Origin of the sequence: Streptomyces sp. PA03-1a, from assembly GCF_033792805.1 — a bacterium.
GTDB lineage: Bacteria > Actinomycetota > Actinomycetes > Streptomycetales > Streptomycetaceae > Actinacidiphila.
Genome location: NZ_JARAVO010000146.1, coordinates 1 through 23696, shown reverse-complemented (window position 1 = coordinate 23696; position 23696 = coordinate 1). Strand labels below are relative to the sequence as shown.

At 72.4% G+C, this 23696-nt stretch carries 24 protein-coding genes; 14 read left to right on the top strand and 10 right to left on the bottom strand.

Annotated features, from left to right (window positions below; translation table 11 throughout):
* Positions 1-247: 247 nt before the first annotated feature.
* The 3 genes from PV341_RS28620 (at position 248) to PV341_RS28610 (ending at position 2897) form a co-directional block, all read left to right on the top strand.
* Entirely contained in the window at positions 248-1135 is an 888-nt protein-coding gene (locus PV341_RS28620) for a glycerophosphodiester phosphodiesterase (protein WP_500331013.1), read from the top strand.
* A 158-nt stretch (positions 1136-1293) separates the two neighbouring features.
* Positions 1294-1815 (top strand): ATP-binding protein, encoded by a 522-nt coding sequence (locus PV341_RS28615; RefSeq protein ID WP_500359325.1) that lies wholly within the window; start codon positions 1294-1296, stop codon positions 1813-1815.
* Positions 1816-1925: 110 nt separating this feature from the next.
* Positions 1926-2897 carry a DUF5926 family protein gene (locus PV341_RS28610; RefSeq protein ID WP_500331009.1) on the top strand — a complete coding sequence of 324 codons (972 nt, stop codon included), beginning with the start codon at positions 1926-1928 and terminating at the stop codon, positions 2895-2897.
* A gap of 202 nt (positions 2898-3099) precedes the next feature.
* On the opposite strand, the gene PV341_RS28605 is transcribed toward PV341_RS28610, so the two are convergent.
* On the bottom strand, positions 3100-3630 hold the full coding sequence (locus tag PV341_RS28605; protein WP_500331007.1) for a hypothetical protein: 531 nt from the start codon (positions 3628-3630) through the stop codon (positions 3100-3102).
* Positions 3631-3778: 148 nt separating this feature from the next.
* Positions 3779-4441: a bifunctional DNA primase/polymerase gene (locus tag PV341_RS28600; protein ID WP_500331005.1), complete on the bottom strand. Its 663-nt coding sequence runs from the start codon at positions 4439-4441 to the stop codon at positions 3779-3781.
* A gap of 589 nt (positions 4442-5030) precedes the next feature.
* Here PV341_RS28600 and PV341_RS28595 point away from each other — a divergent pair.
* Positions 5031-6422, top strand: a complete 1392-nt coding sequence (locus PV341_RS28595) for a PP2C family protein-serine/threonine phosphatase (protein ID WP_500359323.1) — start codon at positions 5031-5033, stop codon at positions 6420-6422.
* Between the two features lie 75 nt (positions 6423-6497).
* Complete coding sequence (locus PV341_RS28590; protein WP_500359322.1) at positions 6498-7955, top strand: aminopeptidase P family protein; 1458 nt, start codon at positions 6498-6500, stop codon at positions 7953-7955.
* A 64-nt stretch (positions 7956-8019) separates the two neighbouring features.
* On the opposite strand, the gene PV341_RS28585 is transcribed toward PV341_RS28590, so the two are convergent.
* Positions 8020-8466: an ATP-binding protein gene (locus PV341_RS28585; RefSeq protein ID WP_018558220.1), complete on the bottom strand. Its 447-nt coding sequence runs from the start codon at positions 8464-8466 to the stop codon at positions 8020-8022.
* 212 nt (positions 8467-8678) lie between these two features.
* Between PV341_RS28585 and PV341_RS28580 the strand changes: the two genes are divergently transcribed.
* The 9 genes from PV341_RS28580 (at position 8679) to PV341_RS28540 (ending at position 18231) form a co-directional block, all read left to right on the top strand.
* Complete coding sequence (locus PV341_RS28580) at positions 8679-9413, top strand: hypothetical protein (protein ID WP_500331000.1); 735 nt, start codon at positions 8679-8681, stop codon at positions 9411-9413.
* Positions 9414-9509: 96 nt separating this feature from the next.
* Entirely contained in the window at positions 9510-10274 is a 765-nt protein-coding gene (locus PV341_RS28575) for a YcnI family copper-binding membrane protein (RefSeq protein WP_500330999.1), read from the top strand.
* Positions 10275-10351: 77 nt separating this feature from the next.
* Positions 10352-11017 (top strand): SCO family protein, encoded by a 666-nt coding sequence (locus tag PV341_RS28570; protein ID WP_500330997.1) that lies wholly within the window; start codon positions 10352-10354, stop codon positions 11015-11017.
* Positions 11014-11457, top strand: a complete 444-nt coding sequence (locus tag PV341_RS28565) for a copper chaperone PCu(A)C (RefSeq protein ID WP_500359321.1) — start codon at positions 11014-11016, stop codon at positions 11455-11457. The genes PV341_RS28570 and PV341_RS28565 overlap by 4 nt, the downstream gene beginning before the upstream one ends.
* 10 nt (positions 11458-11467) lie before the next feature.
* Positions 11468-13348 (top strand): copper resistance CopC/CopD family protein, encoded by a 1881-nt coding sequence (locus tag PV341_RS28560; RefSeq protein ID WP_500330994.1) that lies wholly within the window; start codon positions 11468-11470, stop codon positions 13346-13348.
* Complete coding sequence (gene efeB / locus PV341_RS28555; protein ID WP_500330992.1) at positions 13345-14580, top strand: iron uptake transporter deferrochelatase/peroxidase subunit; 1236 nt, start codon at positions 13345-13347, stop codon at positions 14578-14580. The genes PV341_RS28560 and efeB overlap by 4 nt, the downstream gene beginning before the upstream one ends.
* Positions 14581-14625: 45 nt before the next feature.
* Positions 14626-15555: a prephenate dehydratase gene (pheA, locus tag PV341_RS28550; RefSeq protein ID WP_500330990.1), complete on the top strand. Its 930-nt coding sequence runs from the start codon at positions 14626-14628 to the stop codon at positions 15553-15555.
* A 586-nt stretch (positions 15556-16141) separates the two neighbouring features.
* Entirely contained in the window at positions 16142-17419 is a 1278-nt protein-coding gene (serS, locus tag PV341_RS28545) for a serine--tRNA ligase (RefSeq protein WP_500330988.1), read from the top strand.
* Positions 17416-18231 carry an HAD family hydrolase gene (locus tag PV341_RS28540; RefSeq protein ID WP_500330986.1) on the top strand — a complete coding sequence of 272 codons (816 nt, stop codon included), beginning with the start codon at positions 17416-17418 and terminating at the stop codon, positions 18229-18231. Before serS ends, PV341_RS28540 begins: the two co-directional genes overlap by 4 nt.
* Here the strand turns inward: PV341_RS28540 and PV341_RS28535 are convergent.
* The 7 genes from PV341_RS28535 to PV341_RS28505 form a co-directional block, all read right to left on the bottom strand.
* Positions 18167-18892 carry a rhomboid-like protein gene (locus PV341_RS28535; protein ID WP_500330984.1) on the bottom strand — a complete coding sequence of 242 codons (726 nt, stop codon included), beginning with the start codon at positions 18890-18892 and terminating at the stop codon, positions 18167-18169. The two genes, PV341_RS28540 and PV341_RS28535, sit on opposite strands and share 65 nt — an antisense overlap.
* A gap of 41 nt (positions 18893-18933) precedes the next feature.
* On the bottom strand, positions 18934-19542 hold the full coding sequence (locus tag PV341_RS28530) for a YceI family protein (protein ID WP_500330982.1): 609 nt from the start codon (positions 19540-19542) through the stop codon (positions 18934-18936).
* Positions 19543-19568: 26 nt separating this feature from the next.
* Positions 19569-19826 carry a hypothetical protein gene (locus tag PV341_RS28525; RefSeq protein ID WP_500330980.1) on the bottom strand — a complete coding sequence of 86 codons (258 nt, stop codon included), beginning with the start codon at positions 19824-19826 and terminating at the stop codon, positions 19569-19571.
* 108 nt (positions 19827-19934) lie between these two features.
* Complete coding sequence (locus PV341_RS28520; RefSeq protein WP_499512945.1) at positions 19935-20654, bottom strand: ABC transporter permease; 720 nt, start codon at positions 20652-20654, stop codon at positions 19935-19937.
* Positions 20655-20677: 23 nt separating this feature from the next.
* Positions 20678-21595, bottom strand: coding sequence for an ABC transporter ATP-binding protein (locus PV341_RS28515; RefSeq protein WP_500359319.1), 918 nt, complete (start codon positions 21593-21595; stop codon positions 20678-20680).
* Positions 21592-22497: an ABC transporter permease gene (locus PV341_RS28510; protein WP_499512943.1), complete on the bottom strand. Its 906-nt coding sequence runs from the start codon at positions 22495-22497 to the stop codon at positions 21592-21594. The genes PV341_RS28515 and PV341_RS28510 overlap by 4 nt, the downstream gene beginning before the upstream one ends.
* Positions 22484-23398 carry an ABC transporter ATP-binding protein gene (locus PV341_RS28505; RefSeq protein WP_500330975.1) on the bottom strand — a complete coding sequence of 305 codons (915 nt, stop codon included), beginning with the start codon at positions 23396-23398 and terminating at the stop codon, positions 22484-22486. The genes PV341_RS28510 and PV341_RS28505 overlap by 14 nt, the downstream gene beginning before the upstream one ends.
* Positions 23399-23696: the final 298 nt, after the last annotated feature.

Sequence of the window (23696 nt, the reverse complement as noted above, 5' to 3'; positions counted from 1 at the left end):
GGGAGGTGCAGCGGGAGCGGCGGACCCAGCGTCAGCGGGAGGCTGCGTCGGCAGCGCCGCCGGGACCGGGCCGGCCTCGTTCTCGGTGCTCACGGCTGTTCTCCTCGGATATGCGTTGTATGCCGTGCGTACGGTTACGGCTACGGTACGTACGACGACCGTCGTGATGGACACAGCTTTTCCCACCGGGTGTCAGGCCGCCGTAAGCAGCGGCCGTTCCCGGCCCGGCGGATGGCACGATAGCCCGGTGACTGATCTCCGCGCGATCCAGGTCGTGGCTCACCGGGGAGCGTCCGAGGACGCCCCGGAGCACACGCTCGCCGCCTACCGGAAGGCGATCGAGGACGGCGCGGACGCCCTGGAGTGCGACGTACGCCTCACCGCCGACGGCACGCTGGTCTGTGTGCACGACCGCCGGGTGAACCGCACCTCCAACGGGCGGGGCGCGGTCTCCGCGCTGGAGCTCGCGGACCTGAGGACCCTGGACTTCGGCAGCTGGAAGGCGCAGCCGGGTGCCGGAGGGGCCGGCAGGGCCGGCGGGACGCGGCGGTGGCGCCCGTCCGCGGAGCTGCGTTCCCTCCTCGACGCCGACGCCGAGGCCCCCGACCGCACCGACGGCGACCCGGACGAGCTCAGCCGCGTCCTGACCCTGGAGCAGTTGCTGGAGCTGGTCGCGGACACCGGCCGCCGGGTGGAGCTGGCGATCGAGACCAAGCACCCCACGCGCTGGGCGGGGCAGGTCGAGGAACGGCTGGTGGAGCTGCTGGACCGGTTCGGGATGCTGTGGCCCGAGCCGGGCGAGCCGTCCCGGGTCCGTGTCATGAGCTTCTCCTCCCGTTCCCTGCGCCGGATCCGGATGGCCTCGCGCGACCTGCCGACCGTCTTCCTGATGCAGTACGTACTGCCCAGGCACCGCGACGGCCGGCTGCCGGCCGGGGTGGGGATCGCCGGGCCGGGCATCCGCATCCTGCGCGCCAACCCGGGGTATGTGGAACGGCTGCACGAGGCGGGGCACCGGGTCCACGTGTGGACGGTGAACGAACCCGAGGACGTCGAACTCTGCGTGCGACTGGGCGTCGACGCCGTCATCACCAACCGTCCGCGGCAGGTTCTGGCCCAACTCGGGCGCTGCTGAAGGGAATACGGACTCCCTCCCTCCCCGGGTGGTGTGCACCGGCGCGTTCGGAACCTGTTCGATCGTTGTGTGTGCCCCAAGAGATCGCAGTTGGCCGGTTTCCGGCCCAGAACGAGAGGGCATCCATCCCGTGGCGTGGGGTGAAGGAGGTCTCGGGGGTGGCGTTGGTGGTGGCCCAGGAGGTGCCGACGTCCTCGACCATGGCCCTGCCTCATGGTCCGGCGGGCGTGGCCGAGGCGCGGCGCAGGCTGCGCAAGGAACTGTGTGCGTACGGGGTCGCGGAGCCGGTCGTCGACGACGCCGTGCTCATCCTGTCGGAACTGCTCAGCAACTCCTGCCGGCACGCCCGGCCGCTGGGCGAGGACGCGCCGTCCTCGGGCGGCAGCGGCATCAGGGCCGCCTGGAGGATCGACGAGGACGGGTTGCTGACCGTGGAGGTCACCGACGGCGGCGGGCCCACCCGCCCGCTTCCGGCCAGTCCCTCGCTCACCGCCCGCGGCGGCCGCGGGCTCGGCATCGTGCGGAACCTGTCGCTGCGCTGGGGCGTGCGCGACGCCCCCGGCGAGGTCACGGTGTGGGCGATGCTCGCGGTGCGCAGCCGGCACGCGCGGCGCGACGACCTCGTGCCCCAGCTCGACATCCCGATCGACTTCGCGGACCCCTTCGACGACCTCCCCTAGCCCCCGCAGGGGAGTTGCCCGGCCTCCACGGGCGCGACCTCCGATGAGGGCGGACGGCGTGGCGCTAGGCTCACGGCCGGAACACCGCCGTTACCGGGAGAGATCGAGCCATGGCGAAGAAGCGCCCGACGAAGACGAAGGCCCCTGCCCGCCCGCAGATCACCGACGGGGAGATCCCCGTCGTCGGGGCCCGGGAACCCTGCCCGTGCGGCTCGGGACGGCGTTACAAGGCGTGCCACGGCCGTGAGGCGGCGCACGCGGTGACGGAGCTGGTGCGACGGCCGTTCGAGGGCCTGCCGGCCGAGTGCGACTGGGTGGCGCTGCGCGAGCTGGTGCCCGCCGCCACGGCCGAGTTGACGCTCAAGGACCCGCTGCCCGAGGGTGTGCCGTCCGTCACGCTGGCGACCGTGCTGCCGATGGCGTGGCCGGGGCTGCGCCGTGACACCGGCACGGTGCTGCTGGGCCTGCAGAACGACACCGCGTCCGGGGACATCAGCCGGGACCTGGCCGACACCCTGCTGCGCGCGCTGCAGGCGGAGCCGGGCAACCCGGTGGGCGGGGAGCGCCCGGCGCCCGAGGGTCCCCGGCTGCAGGACCTGCTGGACCTGGACGCCGCGTTCGAGCCCGTGGTGCACACCGGTTTCGAGTTCTGGCTGGAGGACGCGGAGTCCGCCACCGGCGAGGTCGCCGCCTCGCTGGAGCGAGCGAACGCGGCCGTGATCCCGACCGTGCGGCTGACCGGTGTCGACGCGGCGTACTGGTGCGAGACCCCGGAGAAGAACCACCTGCGCTGGGTCATGCCGCACCCGGAGGAGCAGTTGCTGGACGCGCTGGCCCGGCTGCACGCCGCGGGCGCCTCGTCGCTGGGCGAGGGCACGCGGCTGGTGGGCTCGTTCCGGGCGCACGGGCTGGTCGTCCCGGTGTGGGACCTGCCGACGGGCGTCTCGGCGGACGAGGTCGAGAAGCCGGCGGCGGCCTTCGGCGAGCGGCTGGCCGAGGTGCTGGAGCGGACGACCCCGCTGACGGCGGAGGAGCGACGGGCGCGCAGCGGCTTCACCAACCGGCAGATCACCCTGAGCTGACCGGTCTCCCGTGCCGGTAGCCGCAGTTCAGGCCATGATCGCGTCCGGGTGATCCTGGTCACAGCCGTTGCCGGCCGGGCCCGGAACCCGGGCCGGAACCCGTACCCCGGATTTGCGTACGGGCGAAGTCTTGTTACCGTTTAAACAGTCCGGTCGCTGGTGCATCCCCCGTCGCCAGCGACCGGACGTTTCCATGCTCGGGTCAGTACGCGGATCCGCTGCGCAGCAACGGGCGTTCCCCGCCCCGCTCGGCGATCTCCGCCACCGCCGTGTACGGCTCCGCCGCCCCCGCCACCGTCGGCTCGCGCGGCGTCTCGCAGCTCCCGCTCCCCGCGTCCGCGGTGATGACGCACCGCGCCTGTACGGTCCGGCCGTCGGGCCGCATGAGGCTCAGCACCCCGTCCAGGGGCCGCCCCGTGGCGTTGCTGTAGTACGTGCGCGCCCAGGTGTCGCCGTCCTCGTCGATGGTGCAGGTCTGCACCCGCAGGCCTTCCGCGGAGGTGAGTTGGGGACCGCAGGATGCGGTCTGGCGTTCGGATCCGGCCAGCTTCGGCAGGGAGTCGAAGACATCGGGACCGCTTGACAAGGGCTTGTCGTCCGTGAGCGCCGTCGTGACGTCCACGGGCACCGCGGGGAGGACGGGCCCGGCGGTGGCGCCGGTCAGGGGCAGCATCGCGGCGACGGCCACGACCGTGGCGAGGGCGGCCATCCGCAGGTTCGGCGCACGCATCATGCACAGAACATAGCGGGAGAAACGGACATGGAGCGGGGGCCGTTGCCCGTTCGCAGGGCAACGGCCCCCGCTCCTACCCGAACGAGTGACGACCGACGGGGACGGCGACCGTCACGCACTTCCCGCGGGACCCGTCACCGGGACCCGTTCAGTACGAGAGCCGGCTGCCGTCCGGCGCCGTGCGGCCCGCCTGCACCAAGGTGTCGACGATCACCCGCACGCTGGGCAGCCACGGCGCCCGGTCTCCCGGGTCCACCACCGGCCGCCGGACCCAGCGCGCCCCGGCGGTGCCGTCGGAACCGTCGGATCCGACCGGCGAGGGCGGCAGGACGAGGTAGCCGCCCTCGCCGTGGTACCGCAACGAGGTCGGCACCCATTCGTGGCGGTCGAGCAACTCGCCCAGTTCCTCCAGGGAGTACGGCTCCACCAGGACCGCGAAGCGCGTGGGGGTGGCCACGACCGGGCCGGTGCGCACCCCCAGCTTGTCGAAAACGCCCAGCGCCCGCGCTCCCGCGACCGCCGGCAGGCTCACCGCCGAGACCCGGTCGCCCGTGGCGAGCACGAGCGGCTGGTCCGGCCGCCGCGTCCACCACCAGCGGACCATCCGTGGATCGCGGGTCGCCGCGAGGAGGCCCGGATCGTGCGGATGGGCGCCCGGCACCGGACAGTCGGGCCGCAGACAGGCGCATCCGCCCCGCGCGTCCGTACCGGCTCCGGGCACCACGGGCCATTGCCACCGCTCGGCGCAGGTGAGCGCCGCACGCAGCAGCTCCGGACTGCTCTTGCGTCGCTTTCCGAGGATCTCGCGCATCTGCGCTCGTTCCTTTCCGTTGGCGCTCAGGGATCTGCCCATGACACAACGTAATCTGGAACACACCGCTTACGAGGCAGCGCATCACGTCTCGAGCCGAGCGTGGAACGTGGCGGGGGGTGGCGCACACTGGCGCTTGTTCGTCCTGCGGAGTGCTGGGAACTGCTGCGTGTGCTTGCGATTGCTGCTGTGTGCGGTCCCGCTGGCTGTGCAACACCCCGCCATGGGGGGGAGGGTCGGCCGTCTCCGTCTATGACGCCCTGGCAGGGCGCCGGGTTCCTGCGGCCGCCGACTCCCATCCCTTACGTACCCGCTGCGATGGATATGACGCGCTGTCGAACCCCTTCAGTCGACAACTAATTGTGGCACGCGGTGCCCTTTTTCGGCCATAGTCCTGCATCTCCTCGGACGCGCCGACACCAGCCCTTCCACCTGGGCAATCCTGGACACACCCACGAGTAGGCGGTACAAGGTAATCCATTGATAGCGGCGCAGCACGAGCTTGGGGGTTTGCGATGCTATTGACAGAAATGCGCTGCTCTGCGGAGCCGACGCCGCGTCACGACGAAGAGCGTGAAAGCCGGCGGCCATGAGCGCCGCGCGCCTACCGAAAGTGGCCGGAATCGACCCACCCATTCCGACACCGGCGCACACTTCCTCCCCCGCGGTCGAACAACAATCCCATCCGGCCCCCCCGGACGCACACTCCGGGGCGCCGGATCCGGTCGACCAACTCACCGCGGCCCAGGACCGGATGGCCTCCTGGATCTCCGACCTGACCACCCTGCACGAGCTCACCGAGCGGCTGGCCAGGACCGCGACCCTGCAGGAAGCGCTGCACGAACTGCTGCGCGCCGGCGGCACCTTGGTCGGTGCGCGACGCGGTCTGGCCGCCGTCTCCCCCGTCGACCGGCTCGGTCCGGCCACCGTCGTGGGCCTCGGTCTCGGCCCGGCCGAACTCGGCGCGCTGGAGACCGTCCCGCTGCCCGCCGCACCCGAGGCGGTGCCGGCGGAGGAGATCCACACCGACCTGTGCCGCGAGCCCGGACTCGGCCCGCGCCACCGCGAGGTCGCCCTGCGGCTCGGCTTCGGCGCCAGTTACGCCCTCCGGCTGGCCGCGGACTCCGCAGGCCGGCTGGGCTCGGCCCTGTGGTTCTACGACGAGCCGGCCGAACCCGGCGAACGCCAGCGCCACCTCATCGGCCTGTACTGCCGCCACGCCACCGAGCACCTCGCCCGGCTGCTCGAACTCGACCGCAGCCGCGCCACCGTCGCCACGCTCCGCCAGGAGCTGCTGCCGACCCGGCTGCCCCGGGTCCCCGGGGTCCGTCTGGCGCTGCGGCACCGCCCGGCCGCGGGGGGCGGCGGCGACTGGTACGACGCCCTCCCGCTGCCCGAGGGCGCGCTGGGGCTGTCGGTCGGCGGCGTGAGCGGCGGCGGCATGAGCGCGGTCGCCGCGATGGGGCGGCTGCGGGCCTCCCTGCGGGCGTACGCGGTGATGGAGGGCGAGGACCCGGTCGCGGTCCTGTCCGACCTCGAGCTGCTGCTGCGGCTGACCGAGCCCGCCCGGTCGGCGACGGCCCTGTTCGCCTACGCCGAGCCGGCCTCCCGGAAGGTCGTGGTCGCCGGGGCCGGGCACTGTCCCCCGCTGATCGTCGGCGGGCACCGGGTCGAGTACGTGGAGACCTCGCTGTCCGCGCCACTGGGCATGCTCAGCTGCTGGGAGGCGCCCAGCGTCGAGTTCCGGGCGCTGGCCGGGGAGACCCTGCTGCTCTACACCGACGGCCTGCTGCACCGCACCGGCGATCCCGTCGACCGTGCCTTCGCCCGCCTGCACGCGGCCGCGGCGTCCGCCCCGCGGACCGCCCGGGACGACCCGGCGCAGCTGGTGGAGCACGTCCTGCACACCATGCTCCCGGGCGACCGTGAGGACCCCCACCCGACCGAGGACGTCGTCCTGCTCGCCGCCCGCTTCGACTGACCACCGGCTGGACCGCCGCCGGTCCTCCCCGCGCACCCACTTACGATGGGGTGGTCTACTGCGAGGAGGCATGACGTGGCCGAGGACCGCGCTCCGGAGACCCCGGAAGGCGACGAGCCCATCAAGCAGCGGAAGAACGGCCTGTACCCGGCCGTCTCCGACGAGCTCACCGAGGTGATGAAGTCCGGCTGGGCCGACACCGAACTGCGCGACCTGCAGCCGATCGAGCAGGCACCGTACGCCGCCAAGCGGCGCGCGGCGCTGTCCGCGCGCTTCCCCGGCGAGCGGCTGGTGGTCCCGGCCGGCAACCTGCGCACCCGCGCCAACGACACGGACTACCCCTTCCGTGCCGCCAGCGAGTACGTGCACCTCACCGGCGACCAGACCCAGGACGCCGTGCTGGTCCTGGAGCCCAACGGTGACGGATCTCACGACGCGACCGCCTACCTGCTCCCCCGCTCCTCCCGGGAGAACGGCGAGTTCTGGCTGGACGGCCAGGGCGAGCTGTGGACCGGCCGCCGCCACAGCCTGGCCGAGGGCGAGGTCCTGCTGGGCCTGCCGTGCGCCGACGTCCGCAAGGTCGCCGACGTGCTGCGCGGCGCCACCGGCCCGGTCCGGGTCGTCCGCGGCTACGACGCCGGCATCGAGGCCGCGCTGACCGACAAGGTCACCGCCGAGCGCGACGCCGAGCTGAAGGAGTTCCTGTCCGAGCTGCGGCTGGTCAAGGACGAGTGGGAGATCGGCGAGCTGCAGAAGGCCTGCGACTCCACCGCGCGCGGTTTCGAGGACGTCGTCCGGGTCCTGGACAAGGCCGAGGCGACCTCCGAGCGCTACGTCGAGGGAACGTTCTTCCTGCGCGCCCGCGTCGAGGGCAACGACGTCGGCTACGGCTCCATCTGCGCGTCCGGCCCGCACGCCACCACCCTGCACTGGGTCCGCAACGACGGCCCGGTCCGCTCCGGCGACCTGCTGCTGCTCGACGCCGGCGTGGAGACGCACAGCCTCTACACCGCCGACGTCACGCGCACGCTGCCCGTCAACGGCACGTACAGCGACATCCAGCGGAAGATCTACGACGCCGTGTACGAGGCGCAGGAGGTCGGCATCGCCGCCGTCCGCCCGGGCGCCGCCTACCGCGACTTCCACGATGCCGCCCAGCGCGTGCTCACCGAGAAGCTCGTCGAGTGGGGCCTGGTCGAAGGCCCGGTCGACCGCGTCCTCGAACTCGGCCTGCAGCGCCGCTGGACCCTCCACGGCACCGGCCACATGCTGGGCCTGGACGTCCACGACTGCGCCGCCGCCCGCACGGAGACCTACGTCAACGGCACGCTGGAGCCGGGCGTGGTCCTCACGGTCGAGCCCGGCCTGTACTTCCAGGCCGACGACCTGACCGTGCCGGAGGAGTACCGGGGCATCGGCGTCCGCATCGAGGACGACATCCTCGTCACCGAGGACGGCAACCGGAACCTCAGCGACGGCCTGCCGCGCCGCTCCGACGAGGTCGAGCGCTGGATGGCCGCCCTCAAGGGCTGACCCCCGCCGCCCGGACCGACGGCCGGGGCCCCACGGACCTCCGTGGGGCCCCGGCCTCCGTGCGTCAGGAGACCTTGAGCAGCGAGTCGTCCCGCCACTTGAGGATCTTGTCGAAGCTGACCACCGCCCCGTGCCCGGGACGGTTGTGGAAGTGGACGTGGTCCACCAGCGCCTCGATCAGGAACAGCCCGCGCCCGTGCTCGGCGTGCTGGTCCTTCTTCGCCAGCGGACGTACGGAGTGGTGCGTACGGCGCAGGTCCGGGGCGAAGCCCGGGCCGGAGTCCGCCACCTCGATGCGGCAGCGGTCGCCCTCGATGCGGGCCGTCACCCGGTACTCGCCGTGGGCGGCGTGCTCAACGGCGTTGGCACAGGCCTCGGTGAGGGCGACCGACAGGTCGTAGGAGATGTCGGGGTCCACCCCGGCGGTCTCCATCGTCCCCAGCAGGAGCCGGCGGGCGAGCGGAACGCTCGCAGCCTCGCGCCGCAAGTGGAGGGACCACCAGATGCTCATGCTCAGCCTCCTGGCTGCGGCTCGACATACCGATACGTATTGCCCCGAAACACGGTCGGTAAGCGTGGCGTTGACGTGATGCCAGCCATACGGCGGATGCCGTCGCTCCTCAGGCGGGTGTAGGAACGGTGCCGGACGCCATAGCACAGACCGGCGTGTTCCGGGACCCGCCGTTCGCAAGGCGGGCCCGCGGTGAGAGGATGACGCCCGTCATGTCTACCCCCGTGCGCGCCGGCGCCGATCTGCGACTGCTGCGGGCCGCGGTGTTCACCGCGGTCTGCGTCGTGTTGTCCGCGGGGGCGCACATGCTGGCGTCGGGGCACGGGGTGCCCGGCTGGACGCTGGCGGTGGGCTGGCTGGTCGTCTTCGCGGTCGTCGCCCCGCTCGCCGGGCGGGAGCGCTCGATGCCCGCCATCGCGACCGGGCTCACGGGCGGACAACTCGTGCTGCACGTGCTGTTCAACGTGGGCGGGGTCTGCGGTGCCGGCGGGATAGCCGAGATCGCCGGGCGGCTGCTCTGCGACGAACGGGCGGCGGCGCTCCGCTCCCACGCGCACTCCGCGGCCGGGACGGGCCACATGGTGGGCATGCCCGCGATGCCCGGCATGCCCTCCGCGGCCACCGAGAGCACGATGCTCTCCTACAGCCTCCCCATGCTGCTCGGGCACGTGGTCGCCGCGGTGACCGCCGGCTGGCTGCTGCGCCGCGGCGAGGCCGCGCTGTGGCGGCTGGTCGCCCTGTCGGCCCGCGGGCTGGCCGAACTGTCGGGCGGCGCCCTGCGCCACGCCGTCGCGCTCGTACGCCTCCTGCTGACGGGCAGCCCGGCCGCGCCGCGCGCCGTCCTCGCCCCGAGCCGCACCGGCGGCTCCACCCGCGTGCCGCGCACGGTGCTGCTGCGGCACAGCCTGGCCCGGCGCGGTCCGCCGGCGTACGCCCTCGCGGCCTGAACGCGACCCGCTCCACCGACGTACGAGGGCGGAGTCGCGCGCGCCGCACGCGTGCCATCCGTCACCCTCCCTCCGTCACCGTGGAGTCTCCGCATCATGAACACCGTCATGCGCCGCGCCACCGCCCTCGCCGCCGTCACCGGGGCGGCCGTGCTCGCCACCGCCGTCCCCGCCTTCGCGCACGTGAGCGTCCAGCCCGGCAACGCCGCCAAGGGCGGCTACAGCACGGTCGCGTTCAAGGTCCCCAACGAGGACGACAAGGCCTCGACGATCAAGGTCGAGGTCAACCTGCCGGGCGACCACCCGATCGCCTCCGTCTCCACCCAGCCGGTGCCCGGCTGGACGGTGCAGATCACCAGGACCAAGCTCAAGACCCCGCTGAAGACCGGGCACGGCGACCTCACCGAGGCCGTCACGAAGATCACCTGGAGCGGCGGGAAGATCAAGCCCGGCGAGTTCCAGCAGTTCCCCGTCTCCCTGGGCCCGCTGCCCGAGGACACCGACCAGCTGGTCTTCAAGGCGCTCCAGACGTACGACAACAAGGAGGTCGTGCGCTGGATCGAGGAGCAGCAGGAGGGCCAGGAGGAGCCGGAGCACCCGGCGCCCGTGCTGACCCTGGCCGACGCCGCGGACGACGGCCACGGCCACGACGCCGCCACCTCGGACGACAAGAAGGACGACGCCAAGGCCGAGGCCGTCTCGGCGTCCGGCGACGGCGCCAACGAGAAGACCGCCTCCGCCGACGCCGGTGACACCACGGCCCGGGTGCTGGGCATCGTCGGCATCGTCGTGGGCGTGCTCGGCGTCGCCTTCGGCGTCGTGGCAGGCCGCCGTCGCGGCACGGGCACCCCGTCCGCCTGACGCACCATCGCCGGGGCGGCCGCCGCGCACGCACCGCGGCCGCCCCGGCGCCGCAACGAATTCCTGGGGAACCCCTGATGCGTACCACCCTCAGGGCGGCGGCCTCGGCCGCCGCCGTCGCCGCACTCGCCCTGACCCTCGCCGCCTGTGGCGGCCCGGACGGCGGGACGGACACCTCCGGCGCCGAACCGGTCGTCTCCGTCGAGGGGACACCGAAGGCCGCGACCGTCCTGGACACGCCGTTCGAGAAGCCGGACATGATCCTCACGGACACGCACGGCGCGACGTACGACTTCGTCGAGCGGACCAAGGGCCGGCCGACCCTGCTCTTCTTCGGCTACACCCACTGCCCGGACGTCTGCCCGACGACGATGAGCGACATCGCCATCGCCAAGTCGAAGCTGCCCGCGGCCGAGCAGGACGAGCTCGTCGTGGTCTTCGTGACCACCGACCCCGAACGCGACACCCCGCAGCGGCTCGGCGAGTGGCTGGGCGCGCAGGACAAGTCCTTCGTCGGCCTCACCGGTGACTTCGCCACGATCCAGGCGGGCGCGCGCTCGCTCGGCGTGGACGTGGAGAAGCCGGTGAAGGAGAAGGACGGCAGCATCACCGTGACGCACGGCGCCCAGGTCATCGCGTACTCGCCGAAGGACGACAAGGCCCACGCGCTGTACATGTCGGGCACGACCTCCGAGGAGTTCGCCGCCGACCTGCCGAAGATCATCGCGGGGCGGACGCCGTGACCCTGCGGCGGATCCCCGTGGCGGCGGCCCTGGTGCTGCTCGGCGCCACGGCCTGCTCCGGGTCAACGGACGGCCCCGAACTGACGGTGAGCGGCGCCTACATCCCGCAGCCCGCGCTGGGGGACATGGCGGCCGGCTACTTCACCGTCAGCAACACCGGCGACCGGGACGCCCGGCTGACCTCCGTCACCAGCGACCTGTCCGGGGACATCACCCTGCACAGCACCGAGGACGACCGGATGCGCCGGGTGACCTCCTTCACGGTCCCGGCGGGCGGGCGGCTCACCCTCGCGCTCGGCGGCAACCACCTGATGCTGACGGACCTGGAGCACAAGCCCGCGGCCGGCGAGCAGGTCTCGTTGCAACTGCACTTCGACGACGCCGACACCATCGACGTACGGGTCCCGGTCAAGCCCGCGGGCTACCACCCGGGGGACTGAGGAGAGCGCCATGAGGGTGATGACGAAGTCCGCGCTGCGGCTGCTGGCCGTACCGCTCGCCGTGCTCGGCCTGCTGCTCGGCACCGCGGCGCCGGCGTCCGCGCACGCCGCGCTGGTCGGTTCCGACCCGGCCCAGGGCTCGGTCGTCAAGACCGCGCCAGCGCAGGTGCGGCTGTCCTTCTCCGAGGGTGTGCTGCTGTCGAGGGACTCCATCCGGGTCCTCGGCCCGGACGGCAAGCGTGCCGAGACCGGCGACGCGAACGACGGCGGCAGGGGGAGCACGACCGCGGCCGTCGCCCTGCGCCCCGGGCTCGGCGACGGCACGTACACCGTCGCGTGGAAGGTGGTCTCGGCCGACAGCCACCCGGTCGCAGGCGCCTTCACCTTCTCCATCGGCGCGCCCTCCAAGACCTCCGTCCAGCTGCCCGACCAGGAGGTGGGCGGGGGCGCCGTCGGCACCCTGTACGACATCGCCCGCTACGCCGCCTACCTCGGCTTCGCGCTGCTGGTCGGCGCCGCGTTCTTCATCGGCGTGTGCTGGCCGGACGGCGCGCGGACGCGGTCGATGCGGCGGCTGGTGGCCGCCGGCTGGGCCGCGATGGTCGCCGCGACGATACTGCTGCTGATGCTGCGCGCCCCCTACGCCAACGGGGGCGGGCTGGGCGACGCCTTCGACCTCGGCGGCGTACGGGACGTCCTGGACACCCGGCCCGGCGCGGCGCTGGTGTCCCGGCTGCTGCTGCTCGCCGCGGGCGCGGTCTTCATCGCCGTGCTCTTCGGCAGCTGGGCCAAGCGGGAGGACCCGGTCGAACGCCAGGACCTCGCCTGGGGCCTGGCCATCGGCGGCACGGTCGTGTCGGTCGGCCTGGCCGCGACGTGGGCCATGGCCGAGCACGCCTCGGTCGGCATCCAGGCCTCGGTGGCGATGCCCGTCGACATCGTGCACCTGCTGGCCATGGCCGTCTGGCTCGGCGGTCTCACCGCGCTGCTGGTCGCGCTGTGGGGCGGGCAGCGCGTGGAACGGGCGGTGGTGCAGCGCTTCTCGAAGATCGCCTTCGGGGCGGTGGTGACCCTGGTCGTCACCGGCGTGTACCAGTCCTGGCGCCAGCTCGGCTCCTGGGACGCGCTGGTGTCCACCGGCTACGGCCAGCTGCTGCTGGTCAAGATCGGCCTGGTCATCCTCCTGGTGGAGCTGGCCTGGCTGTCCCGCCGCTGGACCGCGCGGCTCGGCGACACGGCCGTCCGCGGCAAGACCGCCGTCGCCCAGCCGGTCGCCGTGGGACGGAAGGGCGGCGGGGGCGGGGGTGCCTCCGAGCGCGCCGAACAGCTGGCCCGCCAGCAGGCGGCGCTGGCCAAGGAGCGGGCCCGCAAGGACCGCGACGCCGACACCGAGCGCACGGGCCTGCGCAAGTCGGTGCTGGCGGAGGTGGCCGTCGCGGTCGTGGTGCTGGCCGTCACGACGCTGCTGACCGGCACCCAGCCGGGCAGGGCCGCCGAGGAGGGCGCCGCGCAGCAGCAGGCCTCCGCGCCGGTGTCCGAGGTGCCCGAACCGCTGGACGTGAGGATCCCGTTCGACACGGGCGGCACGAACGGCAAGGGCGAGGCGGAGGTGACCCTGGACCCGGGCGGCGTCGCCGAGAACGAGCTCCACCTGCTGGTCACCGCCCCCGACGGACGGGCCTTCGACGTCCCCGAGGTGCAGGTCTCCTTCACCCTGAAGTCCAAGAAGATCGGCCCCATCCCGGTGACGCTGGGCAAGATCGACACCGGTCACTGGAGTGCCGAGAACGTCCAGATCCCGGTCCCCGGGGAGTGGACGGTCGCCGTGACCGTCCGGACCTCGGACATCGACCAGGTCACCCGCACGAAGGTAGTGAAGATCGGCTCATGAACGACCGTCCTCAGGACCTCTCGCGGCGCCGTCTGCTCGGCACCGCCGGAGCGGCGGGCGCCGCGGGACTGCTCGTGGGCGGCACCTCGGGCGCCGTCACCGCGCACGCGACGCGGGACGAGGCCACCGCGCTGACCTCCGTCGGCGCCACGGCCGTCCCCTTCCACGGCCCCCACCAGGCCGGCATCACCACCCCGCTGCAGGCCCGCGGCCACCTGGTCGCCTTCGACCTGGCCGCGGGCGCCGGGCGCAAGGGCGCCGCGGCGCTGCTGCGCCGCTGGTCTGCGGCGGCCGAGGCGATGACCGAGGGCCGGGCCCCGTCGGGCGACAACCAGATCGCCCTGGACGCCGGGCCGTCCTCGCTCACCGTCACCTTCGGCTTCGGCCGCGGTTTCTTCGCCGGGACGGAGCTGACGGGGCGGATGCCGCAGGCGCTCGCCCCGCTGCCGGACTTCGCCTCCGACGCGCTCGACCGCGGGCGCAGCGACGGCGACCTGTGGATCCAGATCGGCTCCGACGACGCCCTGGTCGCCTTCCACGCCCTGCGCGTGCTGCAGAAGGAGGCCGCGGGCACGGCGACGCTGCGCTGGCAGATGAACGGCTTCAACCGCACCCCGGGCACGACCGCCGAGCCGCGCACCGCCCGCAACCTGATGGGCCAGGTCGACGGCTCCAACAACCCCCGGCCCTCCGACCCCGACTTCGACGCCCGCGTCTTCGTCCCCGCCTCCGGCTCCCCGCAGTGGATGGCGGGCGGCTCCTACGCGGTCGTCCGGCGCATCCGCATGCTGCTGGACACCTGGGACAACCTCCCCCGGGAGCGCCAGGAGAAGGTGATCGGGCGGCGCAAGGCGGACGGCGCCCCGCTGTCCGGCGGCACCGAGGCGAGCAGGCCCGACCTCGACAAGGTCGGCCCGGACGGCCGTACCTTCGCGATCGCCGCCGACGCGCACGTGCGCGTCGCCGCCCCGGCCTCCAACGGCGGCGCGGCGATGCTGCGGCGCGGGTACTCGTACCACGACGGCTACCGTGACGACGGCGCACCGGACGCCGGGCTGCTCTTCGTGGCCTGGCAGGCCGACCCGCTCAAGGGGTTCGTGCCGGTGCAGCGCAAACTCGACCGGGGCGACGGCCTGTCGCGCTTCCTGCGGCACGAGGCCAGCGGGCTCTTCGCGGTCCCGGGCGGCGCGGCACCGGGCGAGTACGTCGGCCAGCGGCTGCTGGAGTCCTGAGGCGGGACAGGCGGGACTTCGGCGGCAGGGCCTAGGCTGACAGACATGTCGCCGGCGAGCCGTTACACCTATCTCGGCCCTGAGGGCACCTTCACCGAGGCCGCGCTCCGGACGCTTCCGGAGGCCGCCACACGCGAGCTGGTACCGATGGTCTCGGTGCAGGCCGCGCTCGACGCGGTGCGCAGCGGGGAGGCCGCGGCCGCCCTGGTGCCCATCGAGAACTCGATGGAGGGCGGCATCACCGCGACCCTGGACGAACTGGCGGCGGGCACCCCGCTGATGATCTACCGCGAGGTGCTGCTGCACATCGCGTTCGCGCTGCTGGTGCGCCCGGGCACGGGTCTCGGGGACGTCAAGACGGTCACCGGTCACCCGGCAGCGCAGGTGCAGGTCCGCAAGTGGCTGACGGCGCACCTGCCGGACGCCGCGTGGGAGTCGGCGGCGTCGAACGCGGACGGCGCCCGGCTGGTGGCGGAGGGCCGGTACGACGCGGCGTTCGCGGGCGAGTTCGCGGCGCCGACGTACGGGCTGGAGCCGCTGGCCACGCAGATCCACGACGCGGCGAACGCCGAGACCCGTTTCGTGCTGGTCGGCCGTCCGGCCCGGCCGGTCGCGCCGACCGGCGCCGACAAGACCTCGGCGGTGTTCTGGCTGGGCGACGACCACCCCGGCGCGCTGCTGGAGCTGCTGCAGGAGTACGCGGTGCGCGGGGTGAACCTGATCCGCATCGAGTCGCGGCCGACCGGCGAGGGGATCGGCCGGTACTGCTTCTCGGTGGACTGCGAGGGGCACATCACCGAGCGCCGGGTCGGCGAGGCGCTGATGGGCCTGAAGCGGATCTGTCCGCAGGTGCGTTTCCTCGGCTCGTACCCGCGCGCGGACGAGGTGCCGCCGCAGCAGCGCAAGGGGACCACGGACGAGGAGTTCACGGCCGCGGCGGACTGGCTGGGGCGCGCCCTGGACGGGCGGGTCTGAGGCGCTCGCGCACCGCTTCCCGGGGGCCTTCGGTGAACAACCGGGGGCCCCTTCGGTTGTCCACCGCGTTATCCACAGGCCCTTGGTGCGGGCTGGGGATAAGTCGACAGAACAAGTCGCCCGAGGAACCGCCAGATCGACAAATCGGCACACTCGCGCCAACTGGTCCCACAGACCCCCAGGTCATCATTCGTCATCCCAATACCTTCGAACAACTCGATAGAGGGAAGAGTTCTCACTCGAAAGTGAGTGTTAGGAGGGTTTGAACCGGGAATCCATGCCCCCGCACCCACCCGGCGGAATGATCAGGTCCATCTTCCACAGCCCATCCACACCCGCTGTGGACAAGTGAGGGGGACACCTCTCCCCCCTGTGGATAACTCTCCGCTCCGGACCTGCCCCAACTGCCTTTGTCCACAGGGCACATGCCCTCGCCGGAGGGACGCGAAGAATTCGGTTGACGGTAACCGACCCGCCATTATCGGCCGTACGGCATTTCCCGCAGCCTGCTTTCGAAGCGGACATAACGCCCCATAAAGCACTTAACTTGTCGCGTCGGCACCCGGCGCACCGGTAGCCTGTTCCCGTGATTGACCTTCGCCTGCTTCGTGAGGACCCCGACCGTGTGCGCGCCTCCCAGCGCGCCCGTGGAGAGGACGTCGCACTCGTCGACGCCCTGCTCTCCGCAGACGAGCGGCGCAGGTCGTCCAGTACCCGCTTCGACGAGCTGCGCGCGGAGCAGAAGTCGCTGGGCAAGCTGGTCGGCAAGGCCCAGGGCGAGGAGCGGGCCGAGCTGCTGAAGCGGGCCGAGCAGCTCAAGGCCGCCGTGAAGTCCGCCGACGCCGAGCAGCACGAGGCCGCCGAGGAGGCGCACCGCCTGCTGCTGCAGCTCGGCAACATCGTCCACCCGGACGCCCCCGTCGGCGGCGAGGAGGACTTCGTCGTCAAGGAGGTCATCGGCAGCCCGCGCGACTTCGCGGCCGAGGGCTTCGAGCCCAAGGACCACATCGACCTCGGCGAGCTGCTCGGCGCCATCGACGTCGACCGCGGCGCCAAGGTCTCCGGCTCGCGCTTCTACTACCTGACCGGGCCCGGCGCCCTTCTGGAGCTGGCCCTGGTCAACGCGGCCATCGCGCAGGCCACCGCGGCCGGCTTCGTCCCGGTGCTGACCCCGACGCTGGTCAAGCCGGAGGCCATGGCGGGCACCGGCTACCTCGGCCAGGTCGAGGACGACGTGTACTACCTGGAGAAGGACGGCCTGTACCTGGTCGGCACCTCCGAGGTCCCGCTCGCCGCGTACCACATGGACGAGATCATCGAGGCGTCGAAGCTGCCGCTGCGCTACGCGGGCTTCTCGCCCTGCTACCGGCGCGAGGCGGGCTCGTACGGCAAGGACACCCGCGGCATCATCCGCGTCCACCAGTTCGACAAGGTGGAGATGTTCGTCTTCACCCGCCCCGAGGACGCCGAGGCCGAGCACGCCCGGCTGCTGGAGTGGGAGAAGCAGTGGCTGACCTCGCTCGAGCTGCCCTTCCGGGTGATCGAGCTGGCCTCCGGCGACCTCGGCTCCTCGGCGGCGCGCAAGTTCGACTGCGAGGCGTGGATCCCCACCCAGGGCAAGTACCGCGAGCTGACCTCGACCTCGAACACCACCGAGTTCCAGGCCCGCCGGCTCTCCGTGCGGCTGCGGGACGAGAACGGCACCCGCCCGCTGGCCACGCTCAACGGCACCCTGTGCGCCATCCCGCGCACCATCGTCGCCATCCTGGAGAACCACCAGCAGGCCGACGGCTCGGTCCGCGTCCCCGAGGTGCTGCGCCCGTACCTGGGCGGCCGTGAGGTGCTGGAGCCGGTAGCCAAGTGACCGCCCCGCTCCCCTACCGTCTGATCGCGACGGACCTCGACGGCACGCTGCTCGGCCCCGACCACACCGTCTCCGGACGTTCGCGCGAGGCGCTCGCCGCGGCCACCGCGGCGGGTGCCGATCACATCGTCGTCACCGGCCGCCCGGTGGCCCGTACGGTCCACGTCCTGGAGGACCTGGGCTACCAGGGCCTGGCCGTCTGCATGCAGGGCGCGCAGGTCTACCACGCGGGCGAGCGACGGCTGCTGACCTCGGTCACGCTGGACCGGCAGACCGCCCGGACGGCGCTGGCCAAGATCGAGGCGGAGACCGGCCCGCTGGCCGTGGCGGCGGCGCTCGACGGCATCGACGGCGACATCGTGCTCGGCCCCGGCTACCGGCTGTTCGACTCGGAGCTGCCGGTGGGCGGCGAGGTGGACGACGTGGAGGGGCTGTGGGCGTCGCCCGTCAGCAAGCTCTACGTCCAGCATCCGCGACTGGGCGACGACGAGCTCGCGCACGCGGCGACCACGGCCGCCGGCGGCCTGGTCAGCGCCGTGATGTCCGGTACGGGCATCGTGGAGCTGCTGCCGCTGGGGCTGTCCAAGGCCCGGGGGCTGTCGCTGGCCGCCCGTCGGCTGGGTGTGACGGCCGCCGAGACCGTCGCCTTCGGTGACATGCCCAACGACCTGCCGATGTTCGAGTGGGCGGCCCACGGCGTCGCGATGGGCAACGCCCACCCGCTGCTGAAGGCGGCCGCCGACGAGGTCACGGCCTCCAACGGCGAGGACGGGATCGCCCTGGTCCTGGAGCGGCTCTTCCCCGGGGCGTGAGCCCGCGGCACGCGAGGCCGATCAGCAGGGCGATGACGTGCCCGAGGTCGGTGTAGGTGCGGCCCGGTGTGACCAGGGGGTACGCGAAGAAGCCCGCGGCGGCGAGCAGGTAGGGCAGCCGCCAGGGCGGTCGTACCCGGTGGGTGAGCACGCCGATGGCCCCGGCCAGCCCGTAGCTGACGCCGATGTCGACGGTGTGGGCGAGCGAGGCCGGCAGCCGGTCCGCGTGGATGCCGAGCAGCACGGCCTGCTGGCTGAGGACGCTCGCCCCGACGTGGGCCAGGGCCACGACGCCGAGCCAGCGCCGGGTGCCCAGCCAGCGCTCGGCGGGGGCGTGGACGGCCTCGAAGCAGAGCGCGTACAGCCCGAAGGCCGCCGGGGACTCGGTCCACAGCGCGCTGCCGACCAGCGCCCGCACCGGCTGGGAGCCGAGCTCCGCCAGGTTGGTGCTGTTGTGGTGCAGCAGGAAGGACCTCAGGTCCGGCGGGGCGGCCGCCATGATGCCGCTGGTCACGGCGAGGGCCAACAGCCAGATGTGCGTCCCGGGGGCGGAGCGCACCCAGGCCCGCACCTCGGGGACGACGACCCGGGCCGCCGCGCCGCTCAGTGCGGTGCGGCGGCGCCCGGTGCCGGCGGTGCCGGCCGTCTCGTCCGTTGCCATCCCCTCCATCGTGCGGCAGGGGGACGGCTGCTTCAGCGGGTTCAGGCCGCCTTGATCGCGGAGATGTCGAAGGTCAGCTTGACCTTGTCGCTGATCAGGACGCCGCCGCCCTCGAGGGCCGCGTTGTAGGTGAGGCCCCAGTCGCCGCGGTTGACGGTCGTCGAGCCCTCGAAACCGACACGGAGGTTGCCGTAGGGGTCGGTGGCGGAGCCGTTGTAGGTGAAGTCGATGGAGACCGGCTTGGTGGTGTCCTTGATCGTGAGGTCACCGTGCATGCGGTAGGTCTCGTCGTCGACCTGCTCGGCGGAGGTGCTGCGGAAGCTGATCTCCGGGTAGGTGGCGGCGTCGAAGAAGTCGCCGGTGCGCAGGTGCTCGTCGCGCTGGGCCTGGTTGGTGTCGATGCTGACGACCTTGATGGTGACCTCGGCGGAGGAGTTGGCCGGCTTGCTGCCGTCCAGCTGCAGCTTGCCCTCGTACTCCGCGAACTGGCCGCGCACGGTGGTGACCATCGCGTGGCGCACGGCGAAGCCGACCTCGCTGTGGGTCGGGTCGATCGTGTACTCGCCGGTCAGGTGCGCCAGGTCGGCGGACGGCGCGGTGGTGACGGCAGCGGTCTCGGTGGCATCGCTCTTGCGATTGAACAGGCCCATGACTAACTCCTTGGGGACGCGTTGGTTTACGATTCAACCTCCTTCACGTTAGCGACATTCCCTTGAATTCTCAAGGAGTCCTGTGATCCAGCCCACTTCCGGGGGACGAGGACGAAGCGCCGGCGGCCCCGGGCACGGGACCACGGGCGGCGGAGCCCGGCGGCGGCACGCGCGGCGAGCGCGTCGACGAGGTGGGCCAGCTCCGGGCTGAACAGCGCGATGAGCAGGCCGAGGGCGGCCAGGAACACACCCACGGCGAAGAGCAGCGGAGTCTCGGACGTCACGCCGCACATCTGACAATCCGATGTGCGGACGTCGGGGGAGCAGGGCCGCCCGGGCGGAAGAAGACCACCCGGGCGGCTTACGGTGGGACGGGCCCTAGGCCGGAACGATCACTCCTCGCCGGCCAGCGTCAGCGACCGCATCCGCTGCCCCGCGAAGGCCGTCGCGGCGAGGGTGACGCCGACCAGCAGCACCACCGCGAGCGGCAGCCCCACGTCGGAGGTCACCGTGCCCTCGCCGGCGATCTTCTGGGCCAGCGCCAGGGCCCACTGCTGCACGCTCAGCGTGCGCGCCCCCGGCACCAGGCTGCCGATCAGCGACTCCCAGATCAGCGCGTAGACCAGGCCGAAGACCACGGCTTGCCGGGTCACCACGCCCAGCAGCAGGAAGATCGCCGCGTACGTGACGGAGGCGACCGCCGCCGCCGCGGTGAACGCGACCGCGATGCCCTGGCTGTTGCCGTTGAGGATGAACCCGGCGATCAGCGTCGGCACCGCCGAGAAGACCACCGACACCGCGATGGCGACCAGCAGCTTGGTGACGATGATCGTCGGCCGCCGTACCGGCTTGGCCAGCAGGTAGATGATCGAGCCGTCGTCGATCTCCGGCCCGATGGCGCCGGTGCCGGCGATCACGCCGACCAGCGGCACCATCGTCGCCAGCGCGAAACCGCCCAGCACCGAACTCGCGATGGAGTCGTCGGCGCCGACCAGCGCCCGTACCGCCACGGAGATCAGGATCAGCAGCGCCGGCAGGGCGAACAGGACCAGGGCCCGGCGGCGGCCCAGCAGCCCCCGGTAGGTCAGCCTGGCCACGGTGGGATTGAACATCGGAGCTCCTTACAGCCGTGTGCCTACGCCGTGACCAGGTAGGAGAAGACGCTCTCCAGGGACTCGTCGGACGGCGAGACCGTGTAGAGCCGAATGCCCCGCTCCCGCGCGACGCGCGGGAGCAGCTCGGTGAAGCCGGCGAAGTCGATCGCCTGGATGCGCAGCGCCCGCTCCTTCCAGTCCAGCTCGATGGCGGCCGTGGACCCGTCCGCGATCAGCGCGGCGGCGAGCGCCCGGTCGTCGCTGGAGCGCACCAGGTAGCGGTGCGGCCGGTCCGTCATGAGCCGGCGGATCTTGCGGAAGTCGCCCGAGGCGGCGTGCCGGCCGGCGACGACCACCTCGATGTGGCTCGCCAGCTGCTCGACCTCCTCCAGGATGTGCGAGGAGAACAGCACCGTGCGGCCCTCGGCGCCCATCCGCCGCAGCAGGTCCATCAGGTGCAGCCGCTGCCGGGGGTCCATGCCGTTGAAGGGCTCGTCCAGCAGCAGCACCGACGGGTCGTGCACGAGCGCGGAGGCCATCTTGGCGCGCTGCCGCATGCCCTTGCTGTACGTGGAGACCGCGCGGTCCTGGGCGAACTCCATCTCGACCGTGGCCAGGGCGCGCTGCGCCGCCGTCCCCGGGTCCGCCAGCCCGTGCAGTTCGGCGTTGGCGACCACGAACTCCCGGGCCGTCAGGAAGTCGTACATCGCCTCCCGTTCGGGGACGATGCCGATGTGCCGGTACACCTGCTCGTTGCGCCAGACCGTGGCGCCGTCGAGGGTGACGGTGCCGGCCGAGGGGGCCAGGAAGCCGCCCATCATGTTGATCAGGGTCGACTTGCCCGCGCCGTTGGGGCCGAGCAGCCCGGTGACGCCGGGGCCGATCGTCATCGTCACGTCGTTGACGGCGACGACGTTGCCGAACCAGCGGGACACGTGGTCGATGGACAGGGTGGTCACGACAGTACGGCCTTTCGGTAGCGGCGCATCAGCAGGCCGAAGGAGCCGGCGATCACGGCGAGGAGGACGAGGAGGTAGACCGTGCCGACGACCGCGTCCTTCGGGCCCGCGCCCTCGGGGAAGCTGGAGGTCGCCCCCAGCCACCAGGTCTGCGCGCCGTCGATCAGCGTGATCGGCGAGAACAGGCCGAGCCAGCCGATCACGTCGGCGTTGCCGTTGATCGAGGCGACGCCCTGGACGCTGGTCACCGCGCCGTACGAGAGCGTGAACACCGCGATGACCGCGGCGACGCCGAAGCCCCGGCGCGGCGTCAGCGCCGCGATGACCAGGCCGATGCCCGCGAACAGCAGCGACAGCAGCAGTGCGGCGAGCATCGCCTTGGCGAAGCCCGCGCTCTGGTCGCTCACGTCGAACTTGGCCAGCAGCGCCCCGATGTACATGATCAGCAGCGGCGTCGCGGTGAGGATGAACAGCGCCGTGGTCAGCGCGGCGAACTTCGACGCGACGTAGTCGACCGCCTCGATCGGACGCGAGAAGTACAGCGGGGTCGTCTTGAACCGCAGGTCGAGCGAGACGGCCTGCGGGGCCTGCGCCGCCAGGTAGAGGCCGATGACCGCCTGCATGATGATCGCGTACTGGGTGTACTCGATCGGCAGCTTGGTCGCCTTCGTGCCGATCGCCACCGCGACCATGATCCCGGCTGGAACGCACATCACGGCCAGCAGGATCATCGGCAGCACCTTGGACTTCGCCGAGCGGCCGAGCCCGTACGCGCTGCGCAGGCTCTGGACGTACAGCGACGTGCGCGCATAGCCGCGGCCGAGGCGCGGGCCGTCGTAGTGCCGGTAGCCGATGTCGTGGATGACGTCGGCGGCGGGCGTCCTGCCCTCAAGCTGCGTCATGCTCGTCCCCTCCCCGGAAGATCTCGGCGATGCGGTGCCGGTGCTGCTCCATGCGCACCAGGCCCGTGCCGAGCTCCGCGACCGCGTCGCGGACCGCGTCGTACGTCTCGTCCCCGTCGATGTCGACCATGACCAGCCGGCCGTCCGCGTGCGCGTTGAGCCCGGCGGCGGTCAGCTTCGCCACCAGCTCGTCCTCGTGCTCGGTGACCTCGACGGTGAGCGAGGCGGTCGCCTGGGTGAAGTCGCTGGTCGAGGAGGAGCGCAGCAGGGAGCCGCCGTCGATGACGACGATGTGGTCGCTGGTGCGCTCCAGTTCACCGAGCAGGTGGGAGGTGACCAGCACGGAGATGCCGAACTCGGTGTGGACGCGCCGGATCAGTTCGAGCATGTCGTCGCGGCCGACGGGGTCCAGCCCGTTCGTCGGCTCGTCGAGCAGCACCAGCCGGGGGTCGTGGACCAGCGCCTGGGCCAGCTTCACCCGCTGCTTCATGCCCGTGGAGTACCCGCCCATGGGGCGGTACCGCTCCTCGTACAGGCCGACGTGGCGGAGCGTGTCCGCGGTGCGCTCACGCGCGGCGGCCGGCGGCAGCCCCGAAATACGGGCCATGTGGACGACGAACTCCGTCGCCGACACGTCCGGGGGCAGGCAGTCGTGCTCCGGCATGTAGCCCACATGGGCGCGGATCGCCGCGCCCTCTGTCGCCACGTCCATGCCCAGGACGGCGGCCCGGCCTTCCGTGGCCGGCGCCAACCCCAGGAGGATTTTGATCAGGGTCGACTTGCCGGCTCCGTTGGCACCGACCAACCCGGTCACGCCGGGAGCGATGTCGACGGTGAGCCGGTCCAGAGCGGTCACCCTCGGGTACCGCTTCGTCAGGCTTTCGGTAGCGATCACAGTCACGCCACGAACCTAGTGGCGCGGGCCACACCCCGTCGTCAGTCTGGGGGGCGGTTGTGCGTAGTCCTTGGGGTTGACTCCCCCGTAGGGGAGGCGCTGCGGCACGTCCGTCTTGCCGGGGTTCCTCCTGCGGGTCGCGCGGTTCAGCCGTGGCGGGGCGTCGTCCGGGAGCACGGTCGGCTCCACCGGTCGCCCCCGACGGGCCGGACCCCGCGGTGGTGCCGCGTGGCGCTGCGTCGAATCGTGGGGTGCGGGCGCGTGGGAGTGCGCGGGTCGCGCTCGCGTGAGGGGTGCGGGGGCG

What these genes read in the sequence shown, in the direction of transcription:
- PV341_RS28610 (WP_500331009.1), top strand. Translation starts at nt 1,926, where the DNA reads ATGGCGAAGAAGCGCCCGACGAAGACGAAGGCCCCTGCCCGCCCGCAG.
- PV341_RS28605 (WP_500331007.1), bottom strand. Translation starts at nt 3,630, where the DNA reads ATGATGCGTGCGCCGAACCTGCGGATGGCCGCCCTCGCCACGGTCGTG.
- PV341_RS28600 (WP_500331005.1), bottom strand. Translation starts at nt 4,441, where the DNA reads ATGCGCGAGATCCTCGGAAAGCGACGCAAGAGCAGTCCGGAGCTGCTG.
- PV341_RS28595 (WP_500359323.1), top strand. Translation starts at nt 5,031, where the DNA reads ATGAGCGCCGCGCGCCTACCGAAAGTGGCCGGAATCGACCCACCCATT.
- PV341_RS28585 (WP_018558220.1), bottom strand. Translation starts at nt 8,466, where the DNA reads ATGAGCATCTGGTGGTCCCTCCACTTGCGGCGCGAGGCTGCGAGCGTT.
- PV341_RS28580 (WP_500331000.1), top strand. Translation starts at nt 8,679, where the DNA reads ATGTCTACCCCCGTGCGCGCCGGCGCCGATCTGCGACTGCTGCGGGCC.
- PV341_RS28575 (WP_500330999.1), top strand. Translation starts at nt 9,510, where the DNA reads ATGAACACCGTCATGCGCCGCGCCACCGCCCTCGCCGCCGTCACCGGG.
- PV341_RS28570 (WP_500330997.1), top strand. Translation starts at nt 10,352, where the DNA reads ATGCGTACCACCCTCAGGGCGGCGGCCTCGGCCGCCGCCGTCGCCGCA.
- PV341_RS28560 (WP_500330994.1), top strand. Translation starts at nt 11,468, where the DNA reads ATGAGGGTGATGACGAAGTCCGCGCTGCGGCTGCTGGCCGTACCGCTC.
- efeB (WP_500330992.1), top strand. Translation starts at nt 13,345, where the DNA reads ATGAACGACCGTCCTCAGGACCTCTCGCGGCGCCGTCTGCTCGGCACC.
- pheA (WP_500330990.1), top strand. Translation starts at nt 14,626, where the DNA reads ATGTCGCCGGCGAGCCGTTACACCTATCTCGGCCCTGAGGGCACCTTC.
- PV341_RS28535 (WP_500330984.1), bottom strand. Translation starts at nt 18,892, where the DNA reads ATGGCAACGGACGAGACGGCCGGCACCGCCGGCACCGGGCGCCGCCGC.
- PV341_RS28530 (WP_500330982.1), bottom strand. Translation starts at nt 19,542, where the DNA reads ATGGGCCTGTTCAATCGCAAGAGCGATGCCACCGAGACCGCTGCCGTC.
- PV341_RS28520 (WP_499512945.1), bottom strand. Translation starts at nt 20,654, where the DNA reads ATGTTCAATCCCACCGTGGCCAGGCTGACCTACCGGGGGCTGCTGGGC.
- PV341_RS28510 (WP_499512943.1), bottom strand. Translation starts at nt 22,497, where the DNA reads ATGACGCAGCTTGAGGGCAGGACGCCCGCCGCCGACGTCATCCACGAC.